The sequence below is a fragment of the Enterococcus sp. HY326 genome (assembly GCF_026157065.1).
Classification (GTDB): Bacteria; Bacillota; Bacilli; order Lactobacillales; family Enterococcaceae; genus HY326.
On sequence record NZ_JANLGQ010000004.1, the window covers coordinates 37631 to 52885 of the forward strand.

Annotated in this window: 13 protein-coding genes; 9 read left to right on the forward strand and 4 right to left on the reverse strand. The window is 40.3% G+C overall.

What is annotated here, in order from left to right; translation table 11 throughout:
- Nucleotides 1-33 precede the first annotated feature (33 nt).
- Nucleotides 34-1410 carry a 23S rRNA (uracil(1939)-C(5))-methyltransferase RlmD gene (gene rlmD, locus ORH16_RS10890; RefSeq protein WP_265458827.1) on the reverse strand — a complete coding sequence of 459 codons (1377 nt, stop codon included), beginning with the start codon at nucleotides 1408-1410 and terminating at the stop codon, nucleotides 34-36.
- Between the two features lie 154 nt (nucleotides 1411-1564).
- On the opposite strand from rlmD, the gene recX reads away from it, so the two are divergent.
- From recX to ORH16_RS10910, 4 genes are all read left to right on the forward strand, one after another.
- Complete coding sequence (gene recX / locus ORH16_RS10895) at nucleotides 1565-2371, forward strand: recombination regulator RecX (protein ID WP_265458829.1); 807 nt, start codon at nucleotides 1565-1567, stop codon at nucleotides 2369-2371.
- On the forward strand, nucleotides 2355-3527 hold the full coding sequence (mutY, locus tag ORH16_RS10900) for an A/G-specific adenine glycosylase (RefSeq protein WP_265458831.1): 1173 nt from the start codon (nucleotides 2355-2357) through the stop codon (nucleotides 3525-3527). The genes recX and mutY overlap by 17 nt, the downstream gene beginning before the upstream one ends.
- Nucleotides 3528-3668: 141 nt before the next feature.
- A complete protein-coding gene (locus ORH16_RS10905; RefSeq protein ID WP_265458833.1) occupies nucleotides 3669-4202 on the forward strand; it encodes a DUF402 domain-containing protein in 534 nt (177 codons plus the stop codon).
- A 161-nt stretch (nucleotides 4203-4363) separates the two neighbouring features.
- Entirely contained in the window at nucleotides 4364-5380 is a 1017-nt protein-coding gene (locus ORH16_RS10910; protein ID WP_265458834.1) for an N-acetylmuramoyl-L-alanine amidase, read from the forward strand.
- A gap of 212 nt (nucleotides 5381-5592) precedes the next feature.
- Here the strand turns inward: ORH16_RS10910 and ORH16_RS10915 are convergent, their stop codons facing one another.
- A complete protein-coding gene (locus ORH16_RS10915) occupies nucleotides 5593-6036 on the reverse strand; it encodes a GNAT family N-acetyltransferase (RefSeq protein ID WP_265458836.1) in 444 nt (147 codons plus the stop codon).
- Nucleotides 6037-6208: 172 nt separating this feature from the next.
- On the opposite strand from ORH16_RS10915, the gene ORH16_RS10920 reads away from it, so the two are divergent.
- Nucleotides 6209-7321: an AI-2E family transporter gene (locus tag ORH16_RS10920; RefSeq protein ID WP_265458838.1), complete on the forward strand. Its 1113-nt coding sequence runs from the start codon at nucleotides 6209-6211 to the stop codon at nucleotides 7319-7321.
- 87 nt (nucleotides 7322-7408) lie between these two features.
- Nucleotides 7409-8785, forward strand: coding sequence for a hemolysin family protein (locus ORH16_RS10925; RefSeq protein WP_265458840.1), 1377 nt, complete (start codon nucleotides 7409-7411; stop codon nucleotides 8783-8785).
- A 227-nt stretch (nucleotides 8786-9012) separates the two neighbouring features.
- Here the strand turns inward: ORH16_RS10925 and sdaAA are convergent, their stop codons facing one another.
- Complete coding sequence (gene sdaAA / locus ORH16_RS10930; RefSeq protein ID WP_265458842.1) at nucleotides 9013-9882, reverse strand: L-serine ammonia-lyase, iron-sulfur-dependent, subunit alpha; 870 nt, start codon at nucleotides 9880-9882, stop codon at nucleotides 9013-9015.
- A gap of 11 nt (nucleotides 9883-9893) precedes the next feature.
- Nucleotides 9894-10559 (reverse strand): L-serine ammonia-lyase, iron-sulfur-dependent subunit beta, encoded by a 666-nt coding sequence (gene sdaAB / locus ORH16_RS10935; protein WP_265458844.1) that lies wholly within the window; start codon nucleotides 10557-10559, stop codon nucleotides 9894-9896.
- A 290-nt stretch (nucleotides 10560-10849) separates the two neighbouring features.
- Between sdaAB and ORH16_RS10940 the strand changes: the two genes are divergently transcribed.
- From ORH16_RS10940 to ORH16_RS10950, 3 genes are all read left to right on the forward strand, one after another.
- Nucleotides 10850-11866: a lipoate--protein ligase gene (locus ORH16_RS10940; RefSeq protein WP_265458845.1), complete on the forward strand. Its 1017-nt coding sequence runs from the start codon at nucleotides 10850-10852 to the stop codon at nucleotides 11864-11866.
- Between the two features lie 447 nt (nucleotides 11867-12313).
- Nucleotides 12314-13891 carry a peptide chain release factor 3 gene (locus ORH16_RS10945; RefSeq protein WP_265458847.1) on the forward strand — a complete coding sequence of 526 codons (1578 nt, stop codon included), beginning with the start codon at nucleotides 12314-12316 and terminating at the stop codon, nucleotides 13889-13891.
- Between the two features lie 192 nt (nucleotides 13892-14083).
- Nucleotides 14084-15223, forward strand: coding sequence for a class C sortase (locus tag ORH16_RS10950; RefSeq protein ID WP_265458849.1), 1140 nt, complete (start codon nucleotides 14084-14086; stop codon nucleotides 15221-15223).
- Nucleotides 15224-15255 lie beyond the last annotated feature (32 nt).

Here is a 15255-nt window from a genome sequence, read left to right on the forward strand (position 1 = left end):
TGCTGTGTCTTGTGATGGAAATTTTCTAACTCATTACGCGGATTTTAATCTCAGCTTGACTACCACTTCACAGCGGGCAGTTTGAGGAAACATATCGACAGATTGCAGATATTCCACTTGATATTTTTTGCTGAGCATGACTAAGTCCCGCGCCAAAGTTGACACATTGCAGGAAATATAAACCAGCTTTTCTGGTGCGGCCTGCAAAATAGCCTGCCGCAATTTTTCATCAAGACCAGTGCGGGGCGGGTCCACGACAATCCCTGTAGGCTTAAACCCTGATGCCAACCATTTTGGCAGTAAATCTTCAGCCGTACCTGTTTCATAATGCGTATTGGTAACACCTAATTTTTGAGCGTTTTCTTTGGCATCAGCAATTGCTTGAGGAATCGTGTCCATCCCCCGTACTTCTTTAACCTGCTTAGCAAAGCTTAAACCGATGGTGCCGACACCGCAATAAGCATCGACAATCGTATCCGTCGCTTGCGGGTCAAGAGCCTTAATCCCTTCTTGATACAAAAGATTTGTCTGCTGGGGATTTAACTGGAAGAAGGAACGTGCTGATAATTCAAAGCTGACCTCATTGATTTTTTCATGAATAGCTGGCTTGCCAAAAAGCAGCAGTGTTTCCTCACCAAAAATCAACGAAGTTTTTTTACTTTGGATATTTTGCATTACAGAAACGACTTTGCCTTGTCGTTGCGTCAGTTCTCTAATTAGCGGATTGATGCTAGGAATTTTTTTAGAATGGGAAATCAAGACCACTTGGACTTCGCCGGTTTCAATCGCTAGTCGTACCATGATGGTTTTCAAAATGCCACTGTTTTTCCTCTCATCGTAAATTGGAATTTGATACTTGTTGATTAACTGAACAACCGTGTTCATCACATCTTGGGTTGGTTGCTCCTGCACCAAGCAGTCGTCGATAGCCACCAGCTGATGGCTGTTCGGCTGATAAAGACCAGCTTCTGCCTTGTGTTGTTTTCCGTTATAGCGCAATTGGAATTGCGCTTTGTTGCGGTAATGCCAAGGGGCATCCATGCCAATTGTTTTGCGTAATGAATAATTTTGATAGCCAGCTGGTTTAAATTTTGCTAAGGCTTGTTTTAATAAATCCACTTTGAAATCCAGCTGTCCTTGATAGCTCAAATGCTGAAGCTGACAGCCACCGCAAGTCTCGTAAACTTTGCAGGGAGGTGTTACTCGTTCTTTGCTGGTTTTATGAATCGTCAAGAGCTCGCCTTCAGCGAATTTCTCCGTTGCCTTAGTAATTTTTACGGTGACCTCCTCAGTCGGTAAAGCCTTAGGCACAAAGACAATCAGCCGGTTGAAATAACCGATACCTTCGCCGTTGATGCCAAGGCGTTTAATTTTAAGTTTTATTTGTTGGGCTTCTTTCACTACTGCCATAATTTCCCCCATAAATTTTGAAATCTAAAACAAATGCTTCAGTCAGCATTTTACCATAGATAAAAAATTTTCTCATTTCTCATTTGCCTATGTTAGAATAAGCCAGTAGTGGAGATTTTGTAAAAAAACCTTATCAGCAGAAGGAGGAATGCAGATGATTACTGTTGTTAGCCTGCGGAAGGTCAAGGGCAATTTTTATAAGGCAGCTTTTTCAAATGGTGAGGAGCTGCGAATCAGTGAAGACTTATTAGTCCGCTATCGTCTGTTAAAAGGGCAAGAACTGGATGAAGCCGAATTCAACGAAATCAAAAAGAAAATCGGCTATGATATGGGCTTGCAGATGGCGATGAATTATCTCAGCTACCAGATGCATTCTGAGATGGAAGTCCGCAAATATTTAAAGGAAAAAGAAATCGAAACCACCGATCGAAATCAAATTGTCGAGACCTTAAAAGAGCTGGACGTAGTCAACGATCAAAATTTTGGTGACAGTTACATTCGCACACAGGTTCGTTTGAGTGATAAAGGCCCCGGCTATTTAAGTCAGCAATTAAAGAAAAAAGGTTTGGCCCCAGAAGTGATTGAACACGCAATGACCTTTTATCCTCAAAAAGAGCAATTGGCAATTGCTCTGAGAAGCGGTGAAAAGTTTTTTAAAGTGCAACGGAATAAAAGTCTGAGGGAGAGTCAACAAAAGCTGCGGCTACAATTAATGCAAAAAGGGTTTTCTAAAGAGATTGTTAACGAGGTGCTCAGTCTCTTGGAAACTGAGCCGGACGAAGAAAGCGAATATCAAGCTTTAGTCAGTCAGGGAGAAAAACTTTGGCGGCGTCATCAGCGTTTGGAGCCTAAAAAGCGCAATATGAAAATCAAACAAAGCCTCTATCAAAAAGGCTTTGCGTTAGATACAATTCAAATATTTTTAGACGAAAAGGAAGCTAGTGATGAAGAAAACTTTTGAAGATAGTTCTAAACTTCCTAAAGACTTTGAATGGAGTTCGACAGAAATTCAGCAATTTCAAAAAGACTTTTTAATGTGGTACCAACAGGAAAAAAGAAATTTGCCCTGGCGGATAAATACTGATCCTTATCGAGTTTGGATTTCTGAAATTATGCTGCAGCAGACACGGGTCGATACCGTGATTGACTATTATTATCGTTTTATGGAAAAGTTTCCGACAATTCAAGCGTTAGCAGAAGCTGATCAAGCTGAACTACTAAAAACTTGGGAGGGCTTAGGCTATTATTCAAGAGCCCGTAATCTTCAAAGCGCCGCTCAGCAAATTATGGCTGAGTTTGCTGGAGAGATGCCGCAAACAGCTGCTGAGATTGTAACTTTAAAAGGAATTGGTCCTTATACAACCGGTGCAATTGCTAGCATTGCTTTCAATTTACCGGAACCGGCAATTGATGGCAATGTCATGCGGGTGGTCAGCCGTCTGTTTTGTTTGTCAGAGGATATCAGTAAGCCCAGTAGCCGTAAAGTTTTTGATGAAAAGATGCGGTTGATTATCAGCTATGAGGCCCCCGGTGATTTCAATCAAGCCTTGATGGATTTAGGCTCGGCCATTTGCACCCCTAAAAAACCGGACTGTCAAAGCTGTCCGATTCAAAAGTATTGTCGGGCTTATGCAACTCAGCAGCAGGAAAATTTCCCGGTGAAGAGTAAAAAAATTAAACCAAAAGATGTTTTTTTAGTCGCTGGGATTATTGAAAATCAAGCAGGAGAGTATTTATTAGCACAACGGCCGGCAGAAGGTTTAATCGCCAACATGTGGACTTTTCCAATGATTGAAGTGAGTCAAGAATTTTTTAAAGAGTTGCAGGAAAAATGGCAAGGGCCTAAAGCTAATGATAAGCAACTAACTTTAGATTTAGTGGCTGAAGAAAGTCCGGCAATTTTTTCTAATTTGCCGGTGGTTTGGCAAAAGCGGCATTTTAGTGAAGTCACCCATGTCTATTCTCATCTAAAATGGCATGTGTTGCCCTTTTATGGTCGAGCTTTGAAAAATTTTCCAATGCAAGGCAATGAAATGTGGGTCAACCAGGAAGCTTTTCCAGATTTTGTTTTTCCAAAAGTTCAACATAAATTGATTGAAAGTTGGAAAAAGTCGTAGTTTTTTAGGAAAGTCTAGCTAGTAAGCGGAATCACAGCAATCATTAGTAGGCAAAGCCGAGAATTATTGATATAATAATTCTGATATCGGTGTAATGCACACCCAACACAAGCAGTTAAGTCTGCCGAGGGAAGGGTTATAATGCGAGTTCCTAAAGAGGGCGAGTTTGTAACGATTCAAAGTTACAAACATGACGGCAATTTGCATCGAACGTGGCGGGATACCATGGTCTTAAAAACAAGCGAGTATTCAATCATCGGCGTCAACGATCATACTTTGGTGACAGAGTCTGACGGCCGCCGCTGGGTTACTCGAGAACCAGCGATTGTTTATTTCCATCGCAAATACTGGTTCAATGTAATAGCAATGATTCGTGAAAAAGGAGTGTCGTATTATTGTAATCTAGCCTCACCTTTTCTATTGGATGAAGAAGCCTTGAAATATATTGATTATGATTTAGATATCAAAGTATTTCCTGATGGTGAAAAACGTCTTTTAGATGTAGATGAATATGAAATGCATCGTAAAAAAATGCATTATCCGCAAGATATTGACTTCATTTTAAAAGAGAACGTCAAAATTTTAGTGGATTGGATTAATAATGAACGTGGCCCCTTTAGCGAAGGCTATATTGACGTTTGGTATGACCGTTACAAGCAATTGTCGAAAAAATGAGCGAAAAAAGTTGACCTTGAGTCAACTTTTTTTTAGTTTTTTAAAAGTTTTTTTATAGTTTTTATAGGCAAACCGTGTATAATAATAGATAACAATGCTAATAAATTATTTAGCTGAATAATTGCTATTTATTATACATAATAACACCGAGGATAAAGCCTATGAAAAAAAACACACGTTTGCTGCGATTAAAATTCAATTTATTTGTGACGATTCTTTGTGCTGCGACAATTTTATTAGGTTACGGCTTCGACCGAGTTTTTACGGCCAATGCCGAATCATTGCTGGTGACTCAAGCGAAGACCAATGATGAAGAAGGAACAGCAGAGGCTGAGCCGGTCGCCACTAAAGAAATGGTAAAGTTACAGTTGACTGCAACAGAAGATAGTACAGCCGCTAGTTCAGATAGCGGCGTTGATAATACAGATGACACAGCCAGCTATATTTCTGTTTATACTGAAGCGGATACGGCTAGTGTAATCGTCGAACAAGTTTTCACCGGAGAATGGGCGGAGTATATTGGTCAAGCAGATGGTTTTATTCATATTAAAACCAATGCCGGCAATGAAGGTTATATTCTAGCCGAGAATGGTGCTGTGCAATCAGTCTCTGATAAGTCTTCTAATATTTCATTGGCGGATGCCGTGATTGTCCTTGATCCTGGTCATGGCGGCAACGATGCTGGGGCAGTCAGTACCAATGAACAATTTTATGAAAAAGATTTAACGCTAGCAACCGCGGAAGTGATTAAAACAGCGTTAGAAGAAAAAGGTGCGACGGTTTATTTAACCCGCTCTGATGATACTTTCGTTAGCTTAGATGACCGAGTACAAAAGGGAATCGATGAAAATACAGATATTTTTATTAGCCTGCATTACGACAGTTTTGATACTGCCAATACCATGTCCGGTTATACTTCTTATTACTATTATGAGTACGAAGAAGCGTTGGCCAAGGATGTTAATTCTGGTTTGACCAGTAGTATTAATGCCTTGAGTAATATCGGGGTACGGACTGAAAATTTCGAGGTCATTCGCGAAACACCTTATCCATCCTTATTGTTGGAGTTAGGTTACATTAATACGTATTCAGATTTATTATCAATCACCAATGAAGAGTATTATGACCAAGTCGCTAGCGGTATTGTCGCTGGGTTGGAAAAATATTTTCAAGGGTAATTAAGAAAAGCTTCGAAACTTTTTAAAGTTTCGAAGCTTTTTGCTTGTCTGTAGAAAAACTTTCAGTTGCTTCGGATTTTAAAAAATGAAGTATTGGCAGAAATTATTTGCTATGACAAGCAGTTTGTCCAAATAAAAAAATCCTACTTAAGCAGGATTTTTTTCAAATCATTTCATGATAAGCTGAATTCTAATTTATAGGCTAACAAGAATTATTCTTCAGAAAAGAATTTTTTCATTGCCAGATGGGGCATGTCGGCATCGATAAATTCTTCGCCGAAACTGTGATAACCTAAACCTTCGTAAAATGAGATGGCCGTTTTTTGTGCACCTAATTCAATTTCTTTAAAGCCTTGTTCCTGAGAAAATCTTTCAGCTTCAGCAATTAAAGCTTTGCCCAAGCCTAATTGGCGGTAAGGCTTTGAAACCGCCATACGTTGTAGCTTTAAGGTTGTTGGTGAAATAGGGAGTAAGCGTAGAGTAGCCATCGCTTGATTTTCGTCATTGTACATGACGAAATGGACAGCTAAAGCTTCGTCTTTATCGACTTCCCTTTCAAAGGGCACGCCTTGTTCCTTCATAAAGACTTCGTTGCGAATTTTTAAAGCATCTAGATAGATGGGACTCATGGTATCTTTGGAGTGGAGAATTTTCATGGTAAGCCTCGATTCAATTCAATTTTTTTCTATTTTAGCAAATCTTTGCGAATTCTGCTCGTTGGATTACTTTTTGAGAAGCTTTTTTTTAAGATTTCAGCTATAATCGAAAAGATACCTGATTTTTACTAGCAGTTTATTAAGATATCATTTATATAAGGAGGATGGAAATTTGTTTGATAAATTTCGCCAGTCGAAACTTTTTTTCTGGTCAGTGGAAATGCTCGTAGTGGCAACCTTAATTTTTGTGTTAGCGAATCTAAATTTTCTTTACGGACCTATTGGGACTTTCTTCTCAACTTTATTTGCGCCGTTATTGACGGCGGGCTTTCTGTATTACCTGCTAAATCCCGTGGTGGAACTTTTGGAAAAATTCCACATCAAGCGGACTTTAGCAGTAGTAATTATGTTATTAGTTCTTTTAGGAGCGATAATTTTAATTTTATTTAGTGTGATTCCGAGCCTAATCAATCAGCTAGCTCAATTGTCGGCGAATCTGCCGAGCTTTATTCGCCAATTAGAGACTTGGATTAATGATTTTGCCAATACGCCGCTGATGCAAAACTTAGATTTAAGCAGCTATTTGGATCAGTTGAACTTGTCTTATGGTTCAATTATCCAACAGTTTGTCAGCAGTCTATCCAGCAGCTTAGGCTCATTAGTGTCGGCAATCGCTTCAGCGACGGTGCTGATTATCACCGTGCCTTTTGTTTTATTCTACATGTTAAAGGATGGCAAACGGTTTGCTCCAAGCATTCAGAAGGTTTTTCCAGAAAAGCGCCAAACGCAAATCATGGAATTATTGGGCCAATTGAATAAAACTTTGTCCAATTATATTAGCGGGCAAGCAATTGAGTGTCTCTTTGTTGGGACCTTTACCTTTTTAGGCTATTGGTTAATTGGTGTCGATTACGCCTTTTTATTCGGTGTCATTGCCGGCTTAACGAACTTGATTCCATATTTAGGCCCTTACATTGGTTTAGCACCGGCTGTGGTAGTTACAGTGTTTGATTCACCAATTCGTGCGCTACTATGCTGTGTCGTTGTTTTAATTGTTCAGCAGGTGGACGGTAATGTAATTTATCCAAATGTGATTGGTAAATCTTTAGCCATCCATCCCTTGACAATTATTTTGATTTTATTGGTGGCCGGAAATCTAGCGGGATTACTAGGTATTTTCTTGGGCGTTCCTTTTTATGCCATCTGTCGGACAATTGTTATTTTCGTGATTCGGATGTTTAGAGACAGCAAGACCAAGCAGGCTGCTGACCAAATACAATTATAGTTTCAGATATTGCCAAAAAAATCGCTTTATGATAAAGTTTTATCGTGGGTATAACCCACGATTTTTTTTGAATAGGAGAAATGTATTATGAATGCTGACCCTGATAGTCAGTCGATTGTTTTTCAAATCCTTTTATTAATTGTCTTAACCTTGATAAATGCCTTTTTAGCGGCTTCTGAAATTGCCGTGGTATCGATTAATAAAAATCGGGTGGAACAAAAGGCTGAAGAAGGCAATAAAAAATCTCAGAAATTATTAAAAATCCTAGATAATCCGACAAATTTCTTATCCACCATTCAAGTCGGTATTACACTGGTCAACATCTTGTCAGGGGCATCTCTGGCAGATAATTTGACGTCACGTTTAGCGCCGGTTTTAGGCGGCGGCACAGCGGCCCGCAGCATCGCAAACATTATTGTTTTGGCAATTTTGACTTATGTCTCAATCGTTTTTGGAGAATTATATCCAAAACGAATTGCTTTAAACAAATCAGAAGAGGTGGCTCAATTTACCTCGGGTGTGATTCGCGTGGTGGGAATTATCGCTAAACCCTTCGTTTGGTTGCTTTCAGCATCTACTAGTTTGTTAGCCCGCATCACCCCGATGGACTTCGATGATGAAGATTCTAAGATGACTCGGGATGAAATGCGCTACATGCTAGAAACAGAAGGCGTTTTGGACAACGACGAATTGGAAATGCTACAAGGTGTGTTCTCTTTGGATACCAAAGTGGCTCGAGAAGTTATGGTGCCTCGGACCGATGCCTTTATGCTGGACATTGAAGACGATGTCAAAGAAAATATTGAAAAAGCGTTAAATGAAAACTTTTCCCGTATTCCTCTTTATCAAGAGGATAAGGATAAGGTCATTGGTATTTTGCACACGAAAAATTTATTAAAAGCTGGTTATAGACTAGGCTTTGATAATCTTGATTTGCACAAAGTTATGCAGGAACCTTTATTTGTACCAGAAACAATTTTTATCGATGATTTACTCTATGAATTGAAGAAAACGCAAAATCAAATGGCCGTGCTTTTAGATGAATATGGCGGTGTCGTTGGTTTGGCTACTCTAGAAGACTTATTAGAAGAAATCGTTGGCGAAATCGACGATGAATCTGATGAAGTTGAAAAACTCTACGAAAAAGTCGGCGAAAAAGAATATTTGGTTCAAGGTCGCATGCTGATTGACGAATTCAATGAAGAATTTGAAACTGATTTGCATATGAGTGACGTAGATACGATGGCCGGCTATTTGATTACGGCTCTTGGAACAATTCCTGATGCCGGCGAAAAATTATCCTTTGACATCGACAATCTGACTTTAATCAGCGAGGAAATGGATGGCTCCCGCATTCGCAAATTGCGGGTCATCTTCCACGATGAAGAGGAAGAACCGACGGAACCAGAGGAAGAACGCCGCTTATTCCGTAAAGAATTTGAAGAGGATGAACCTCGCCGTTAATTTAATTATTTTCAATTTAGACATCTCAGCGAGTAGCTGGGATGTTTTTTTAATTTCTAAGGGATTATAAAATATCAGAAGTAACGAGCTAAGTTTAGCAAGGCTGTCGCTTCTTTTTGCCTGTGAGTCAGTTAGTGCATGTACGAAAAAACTCCAGCGAGCTATTTCAAATCTTTAGACAGGAGTCTAAATTTCAAAAAGCCCCACTGGAGTTTAATTAATTGTTCTTATTCTTTTGCTAGTAATTCTTTTGTCAATCGTTGGGCTGTCGGTGTCGTTGCTAGACCACCTTCAGCAGTTTCTTTAAAGATACTTGGCATCTGCCGGCCAACGCGATACATCGCTTCAACGACTTCATCAGGTGGAATGACACTTTCGATGCCGGCTAAAGCCATATCAGCGGAGATAAAGGCCTGCGATGAGCCCAAGGCGTTTCGCTTAACGCAGGGAACTTCAACTAGTCCAGCGACGGGATCACAGATTAAGCCCATCATATTTTTCAAAGTAATTGCCACCGCTTGAGCTGCTTGATGAGGCGTGCCACCATTAGCCTGGACCAGGGCCGCTGCCGCCATGGCACTGGCGGAACCGACTTCAGCTTGGCAGCCGCCTTCAGCCCCCGAGATGGAGGCATTATTGGCGATGACTAAACCAAAGGCGCCAGCTGTAAAAAGAAAATCAATTTGCTGGCTGCGGGATAAATTAAGGCGCTCCCGACACGCCATTAAGACACCTGGGACAACGCCAGCGCTGCCGGCAGTTGGTGTAGCGCAAATCAAACCCATCTTGGCGTTGACTTCATTCACCGCAATTGCATTTCTAACGGCAGTCAAAATAGTTTCACCACTGAGGAAATTGCCTTCAGCCAGATAATTATTCATCTTTGTTGCATCGCCACCAGTTAAACCCGTTACCGAGGTCACACCGGCAACTCCTTCGACAATCGATTGTTCCATCACGACAAGATTTCTTTCCATTAATCCGATGATTTCTTCTCGGCTGCGACCGCTTAGTTTAATTTCAGTTTCAATCATCAGCTCACTGATATTAGAATAATTTTGACTTTGCTCGACTAAATCTTCAATACTATAAAACATGCGACTCCTCCTTAACCAAAATACGAGGCACTAAAAACATGCTCGAGATTTTGAATTTTGCTTAGGACTTCTTCATTACGCTCATCGGTTTCAATCACCATGATGGCCCGCTCGCCAACCGCTTCTCTAGTAACAGTCATCGTGCCAATATTGACATTGGCATCACAGAAAAGTTGGCTGACGTGAGCAATCATGCCAGGTAAATCCTGATGCACAATAATAAACGTCGGCACACCTAAAGACAGTGAGAGCTTAAAGCCATTGACCTCAGAAATCTGGATGTTGCCACCACCAATTGAAATGCCTGTGACAGTTAAAACATGACTGCCTTTGGTCAATTTTATTTGCACCATGTTGGGATGCTCGGCCTGCTCTTGTTTAGGCACAAAGAGAACCTCCATCTCCGCTTCAAAGGCCAGCTTTAAAGAATCGCTCAACTGAGGATCATCTGGCTCCATTCCTAAAAGTCCACCCACTAAGGCAATATCGGTGCCATGTCCCCGATAGGTTTTGGCGAAAGATTCGTATAAATAAATATCAACAGAATCTGGCTGTTCTCCGAAAATTTTGCGGACGACTTTTCCGATGCGGGCAGCGCCGGCAGTATGGGAGCTACTGGGCCCAATCATAATTGGCCCAATGATATCAAAAACACTATTATATTTTAATTGTTCCATCAGACTTAACCTCTTTTTGGTTTAATAAAAATTGTGTTGTTATTCAGTTAGTTATTATAACACGCCAGAACAAATCATTCGCCATTATGAAAGTTCCTTTATTGATTTGTTTAGAATTTCTCACAAAATAAAGGAAACAAGCGGAGTTTCTTTGTTTCATTCGTAGAAAAAAGGCGAATTCTTTTTTATTTCGCCGACGAAAAGACGGACAGAATGCTTGATTTTTTTCAGGCTTTCCTCCATCATAAAATGACTAACAAAACTAAATTTACTCAAAGGTTGATACGAGAATGCGTTACTTTATAATGCCTCACCAAGATATTCGCTACAATTTGGCGACAGAAGAATATTTAATGAAGACCTTGCCGATTACTGAGCCGACTTTATTATTATATATCCAAAAGCCTTGTGTTATCATTGGGCGCAATCAAAATGCTTACGCTGAAATTGATTTTCAGTATTTAAAGGAACAGGGAATAACTCTGACTAGAAGAACTTCTGGCGGTGGTGCGGTTTATGATGATTTGGGCAACCTGAGCTTTAGCTTTGTGACCGCTAAAAATCGCCGCGACTTCGGTGACTATGCAGGAGCAACTGCACCAATTGTTCAGGCCTTGCAACAGATGGGGGCTAAACAAGCCGAAATAGGTGGGCGGAATGACTTGTATATTGAGGGCCTAAAATTCTCTGGTAACGCCATGTATTCAAAAGGGGAGCGAACTTATTCCCACGGCACCTTAATGTATGATGTAGATTTATCAGTGCTGGACCATGTTTTAAAAGTTGATCCAGAGAAAATCGCCTCCAAAGCCACTAAATCCGTCCGCAAAAATGTCACAAATATTAAGCCATATTTGAAAGCTGAATTTCAATTTACCGACACGGCTGATTTTCGCGATGAATTATTACGACAAATTTTTTCAGTTAAGAATTTAGCAGAGATTGCTCAGCAGCAAATCGTCTTAACGGATGAAGATGAGGCCACCATCGAAAAACTTTTCATTGAGCGCTATGCCAATGACCAATGGGTGTACGGTGCCGCCCCAGATTACCAAATCACCCGCAGAATCCGCTTAGCGGGAGTGGGCATTGTCGAGCTGCATTTTTCAATTGCAGCTGGTAAAATCAGCTCCTTTGAAATCCTGGGAGATTTCTTTGGTGAAAAGGATATCCATGAGCTGACCAATGCCTTAATTGGTCAGGACTTCAATGAAGTAGCATTAAAAAAATTTTTACAGAAAAATTCTGTGTCTGAATATATTTTTAATTTCAGCAATCAAGATTTTTTGGATTTACTATTTCAGTGAGCTTAGTAGAAAACTCAGTTTATTCCTAGTTAAGTTAAACAACTCAAATTTTATTTTCCTAGACTGAGAAGTTTTGATAGAAAAAATTTGATAGCTGTCAGCTGAGGTAAGCTCGGGAATTCATAATTTATCAGTAAAGCCAAATTACGAAGAACATAATTTTTTTAGCAAACAAAAAATGTTTATCACTTATTTGTAAATTATTCTGGCACTGATAAAACACTTCACAAAAATTAGTTAAGATGCAGACAAAAAATTTCTATCACAAATTAACGAGCTTTTCAAAATCTCCCTAAATTTTGCCAAAAGTTTTCTGCTGGTAAAATTTAACGGGGATTTTTTTGAATTGCGTCTGCTATCATGCTATACTAGGTGAGTTGAAAAAGACTGACTGACAGGGATTTCTCTGTGGCAAAAGATAAATTTAAGATTTTAAAGGAGAACAAAATGAACAACCCTAATTTAGTTTCTGAGGTCAAGCGCCGCCGGACCTTTGCAATTATTTCTCACCCGGATGCCGGGAAAACAACAATTACTGAGCAGCTGCTGCTTTTTGGTGGTGCTATCCGCCAAGCAGGGACCGTCAAAGGAAAAAAGACCGGTAACTTTGCGAAATCAGACTGGATGGACATTGAAAAACAACGGGGAATTTCTGTAACGAGTTCCGTGATGCAGTTTGATTATGAAGGCAAACGAATTAATATTTTGGACACTCCAGGGCATGAAGATTTTTCTGAGGATACTTATCGGACTTTAATGGCCGTCGATAGTGCCGTGATGGTAATTGATAGCGCCAAAGGGATTGAAGCCCAAACGAAAAAACTCTTTCAAGTAGTTAAACGTCGGGGTATTCCGATTTTTACCTTTATCAATAAATTGGACCGAGATGGCCGTGAGCCATTGGATTTATTAGAAGAGTTAGAAGAATTGTTAAACATTGAATCTTACCCAATGAACTGGCCGATTGGGATGGGAAAAGGTTTAGCTGGCTTATATGATGTGTATAACAAACGCGTTGAATTGTATCGCCCGGAAAACTACGGCGGCGAACGCTTGATTCCTTTAGTCGATGGAGATATTCCTGCTGACAATCCATTACACGCTGATAGTGTTTATAAGCAGGTTTTAGAGGAAATCGAACTATTGCAGGAAGCTGGCGATGAATTTTCACCGGAAAAAATTGCAAAAGGCGATCAGACACCTGTCTTCTTCGGCTCAGCCTTAACCAATTTTGGTGTACAAACCTTTTTAGAAACGTTTTTACAATTCGCTCCAGAGCCCCACGCCCATAAAACGGTGGAAGGGGAAGAGGTTAGCCCCTTTGAAGAAGAATTTTCCGGCTTCGTCTTTAAAATTCAAGCCAATATGAATCCAGCCCACCGTGATCGGATTGCCTTTTTGCGTATTTGCTCAGGCACCTTTGAACGGGGCATGGATGTTAATTTGGAAAGAACCAACAAAAAATTAAAACTTAGCAACGTCACCCAATTTATGGCAGATGCTAGAGAAAATGTTGAAGAAGCGGTGGCTGGTGATATTATCGGGATTTATGATACTGGAAATTATCAAATCGGTGACACGCTGTATGAAGGTAAATTGAAAGTTGCCTATGAAGAATTGCCGTCATTTACGCCAGAGCTTTTCATGAAGGTCACAGCTAAAAATGTCATGAAGCAAAAATCCTTCCATAAAGGTATTAATCAGCTGGTGCAAGAAGGGGCGGTTCAGCTATACAAAACTTACCTTTCTGATGAATACATTATCGGTGCAGTCGGCCAATTGCAGTTTGAAGTCTTCCAACACCGGATGCTAAATGAATACAATGCCGAAGTTATTATGACGCCGATGGGCAATAAAATCGCCCGCTGGATTGATCCAAAAGATTTAGATGAAAAAATGAGCTCGAGTCGTAATATTTTAGCAAAAGATCGTTTCGACCAACCGCTATTTTTATTTGAAAACCAATTTGCTGAACGCTGGTTTGCTGATAAATATCCCGAGGTTGAATTGAAAAGCTTGATGTAATCACTTTTTGAAATTAAATAACAGAGTCCAAAGCTGTTTTTTCACGACAGCTTTGGACTCTTTTTTTGCCTTTAGGAAGCTTGTATAATATAGGTGACATCAATTTCTGATAAATAGCTACTCTCAGCCGCACAAATACTTCTTATTTTTCTTAAAGCCCGCCACTCAACCTAGTCGAAATGGGGGATTAATTTGAAAAAAACAACGCGAAAATTTATCCAGCAATTTACAATTCTCTTTTTATTTTTTGTGGGAGCCTTGGTGATGCTCTATCCATTTTATAGCGATGCCTTGAGCAATATGCTGGATCAAGTCCGCATTTCACAATATCAAAAAGCAATCACAAAAGAAGAAATCGCCCAGCGTCTCGCCCGCTTAAAAGAAGCGGCGAAAAAGCAGCAAGAAACCAGTGACCCATTTTCTCGACTGAGTAATGAGCTTGAAGGGACAGTCTATGAAGATCATTTGCTGGGGACTTTAAATATTCCTGCCCTATCGGTGGAGATGCCAATTTTTGATCAGACTGCCGAGACACTTTTAGAAATGGGGGCGACTGTTGTCGGTGGAACGGACATGCCAGTTGGCGGTGAGGGCACGCATTCTGTTTTAGCGGCCCATCGAGGATTGCCGCAAAAAAAATTGTTTACCGATTTACCGGATTTAAAAGAGGGAAACATTTTTGTGCTGACTATTTTCGGTGAAAAGCTCGCCTATCAAGTTGACCAAATTACTGTCGTGTTGCCAGATCAAATTGAAGTTTTGGCAGCCCAACCAGGAGAAGATCTGGTCACGCTTTTAACCTGCACACCTTATATGGTTAATTCCCATCGGTTATTAGTCCGAGGGCATCGTGTTCCATACACTGAAGCCGTCGCCGCTACTGTGACAAGCGGCAACCAAAACCGATTACTGCGACAATGGTTGATTATCGGTGGTTCGATTAGTTTAGTTGCAGGGATTTTTAGTTTACTTTTCAAAATTATTCGGGCTTGGCGTCGACGCAAAGAGGAAGTGTTCATCAGTTTTTTACTGGAGGATGCCACCGGTCAACCACTGGAAAACCGCAGCTTTAGTGTCTGGGATAAAAAAGGCCGGCGTCATCTGCAACGAAAAGGCCAGCCAATCGTCAGCAAAACCAATCAAAAAGGTGAGCTAGAATTTATTGGTCTACCTAAAGATTTTTATCAAATAAAGAGTGAAGAAGAGCCGAAAATACTTTTAAAAATTAAACCACAGAAAAAGACTAAAGCCGACTACTTAGTTCAGTTAGGTAGACATTCTAAAGGTAAAATAGTGCGCCATGACAACGGCCAGACAGCTGTAATTTTGTAAAAGTTGTCGTGCTTGTGCAAACAACTTTTTTG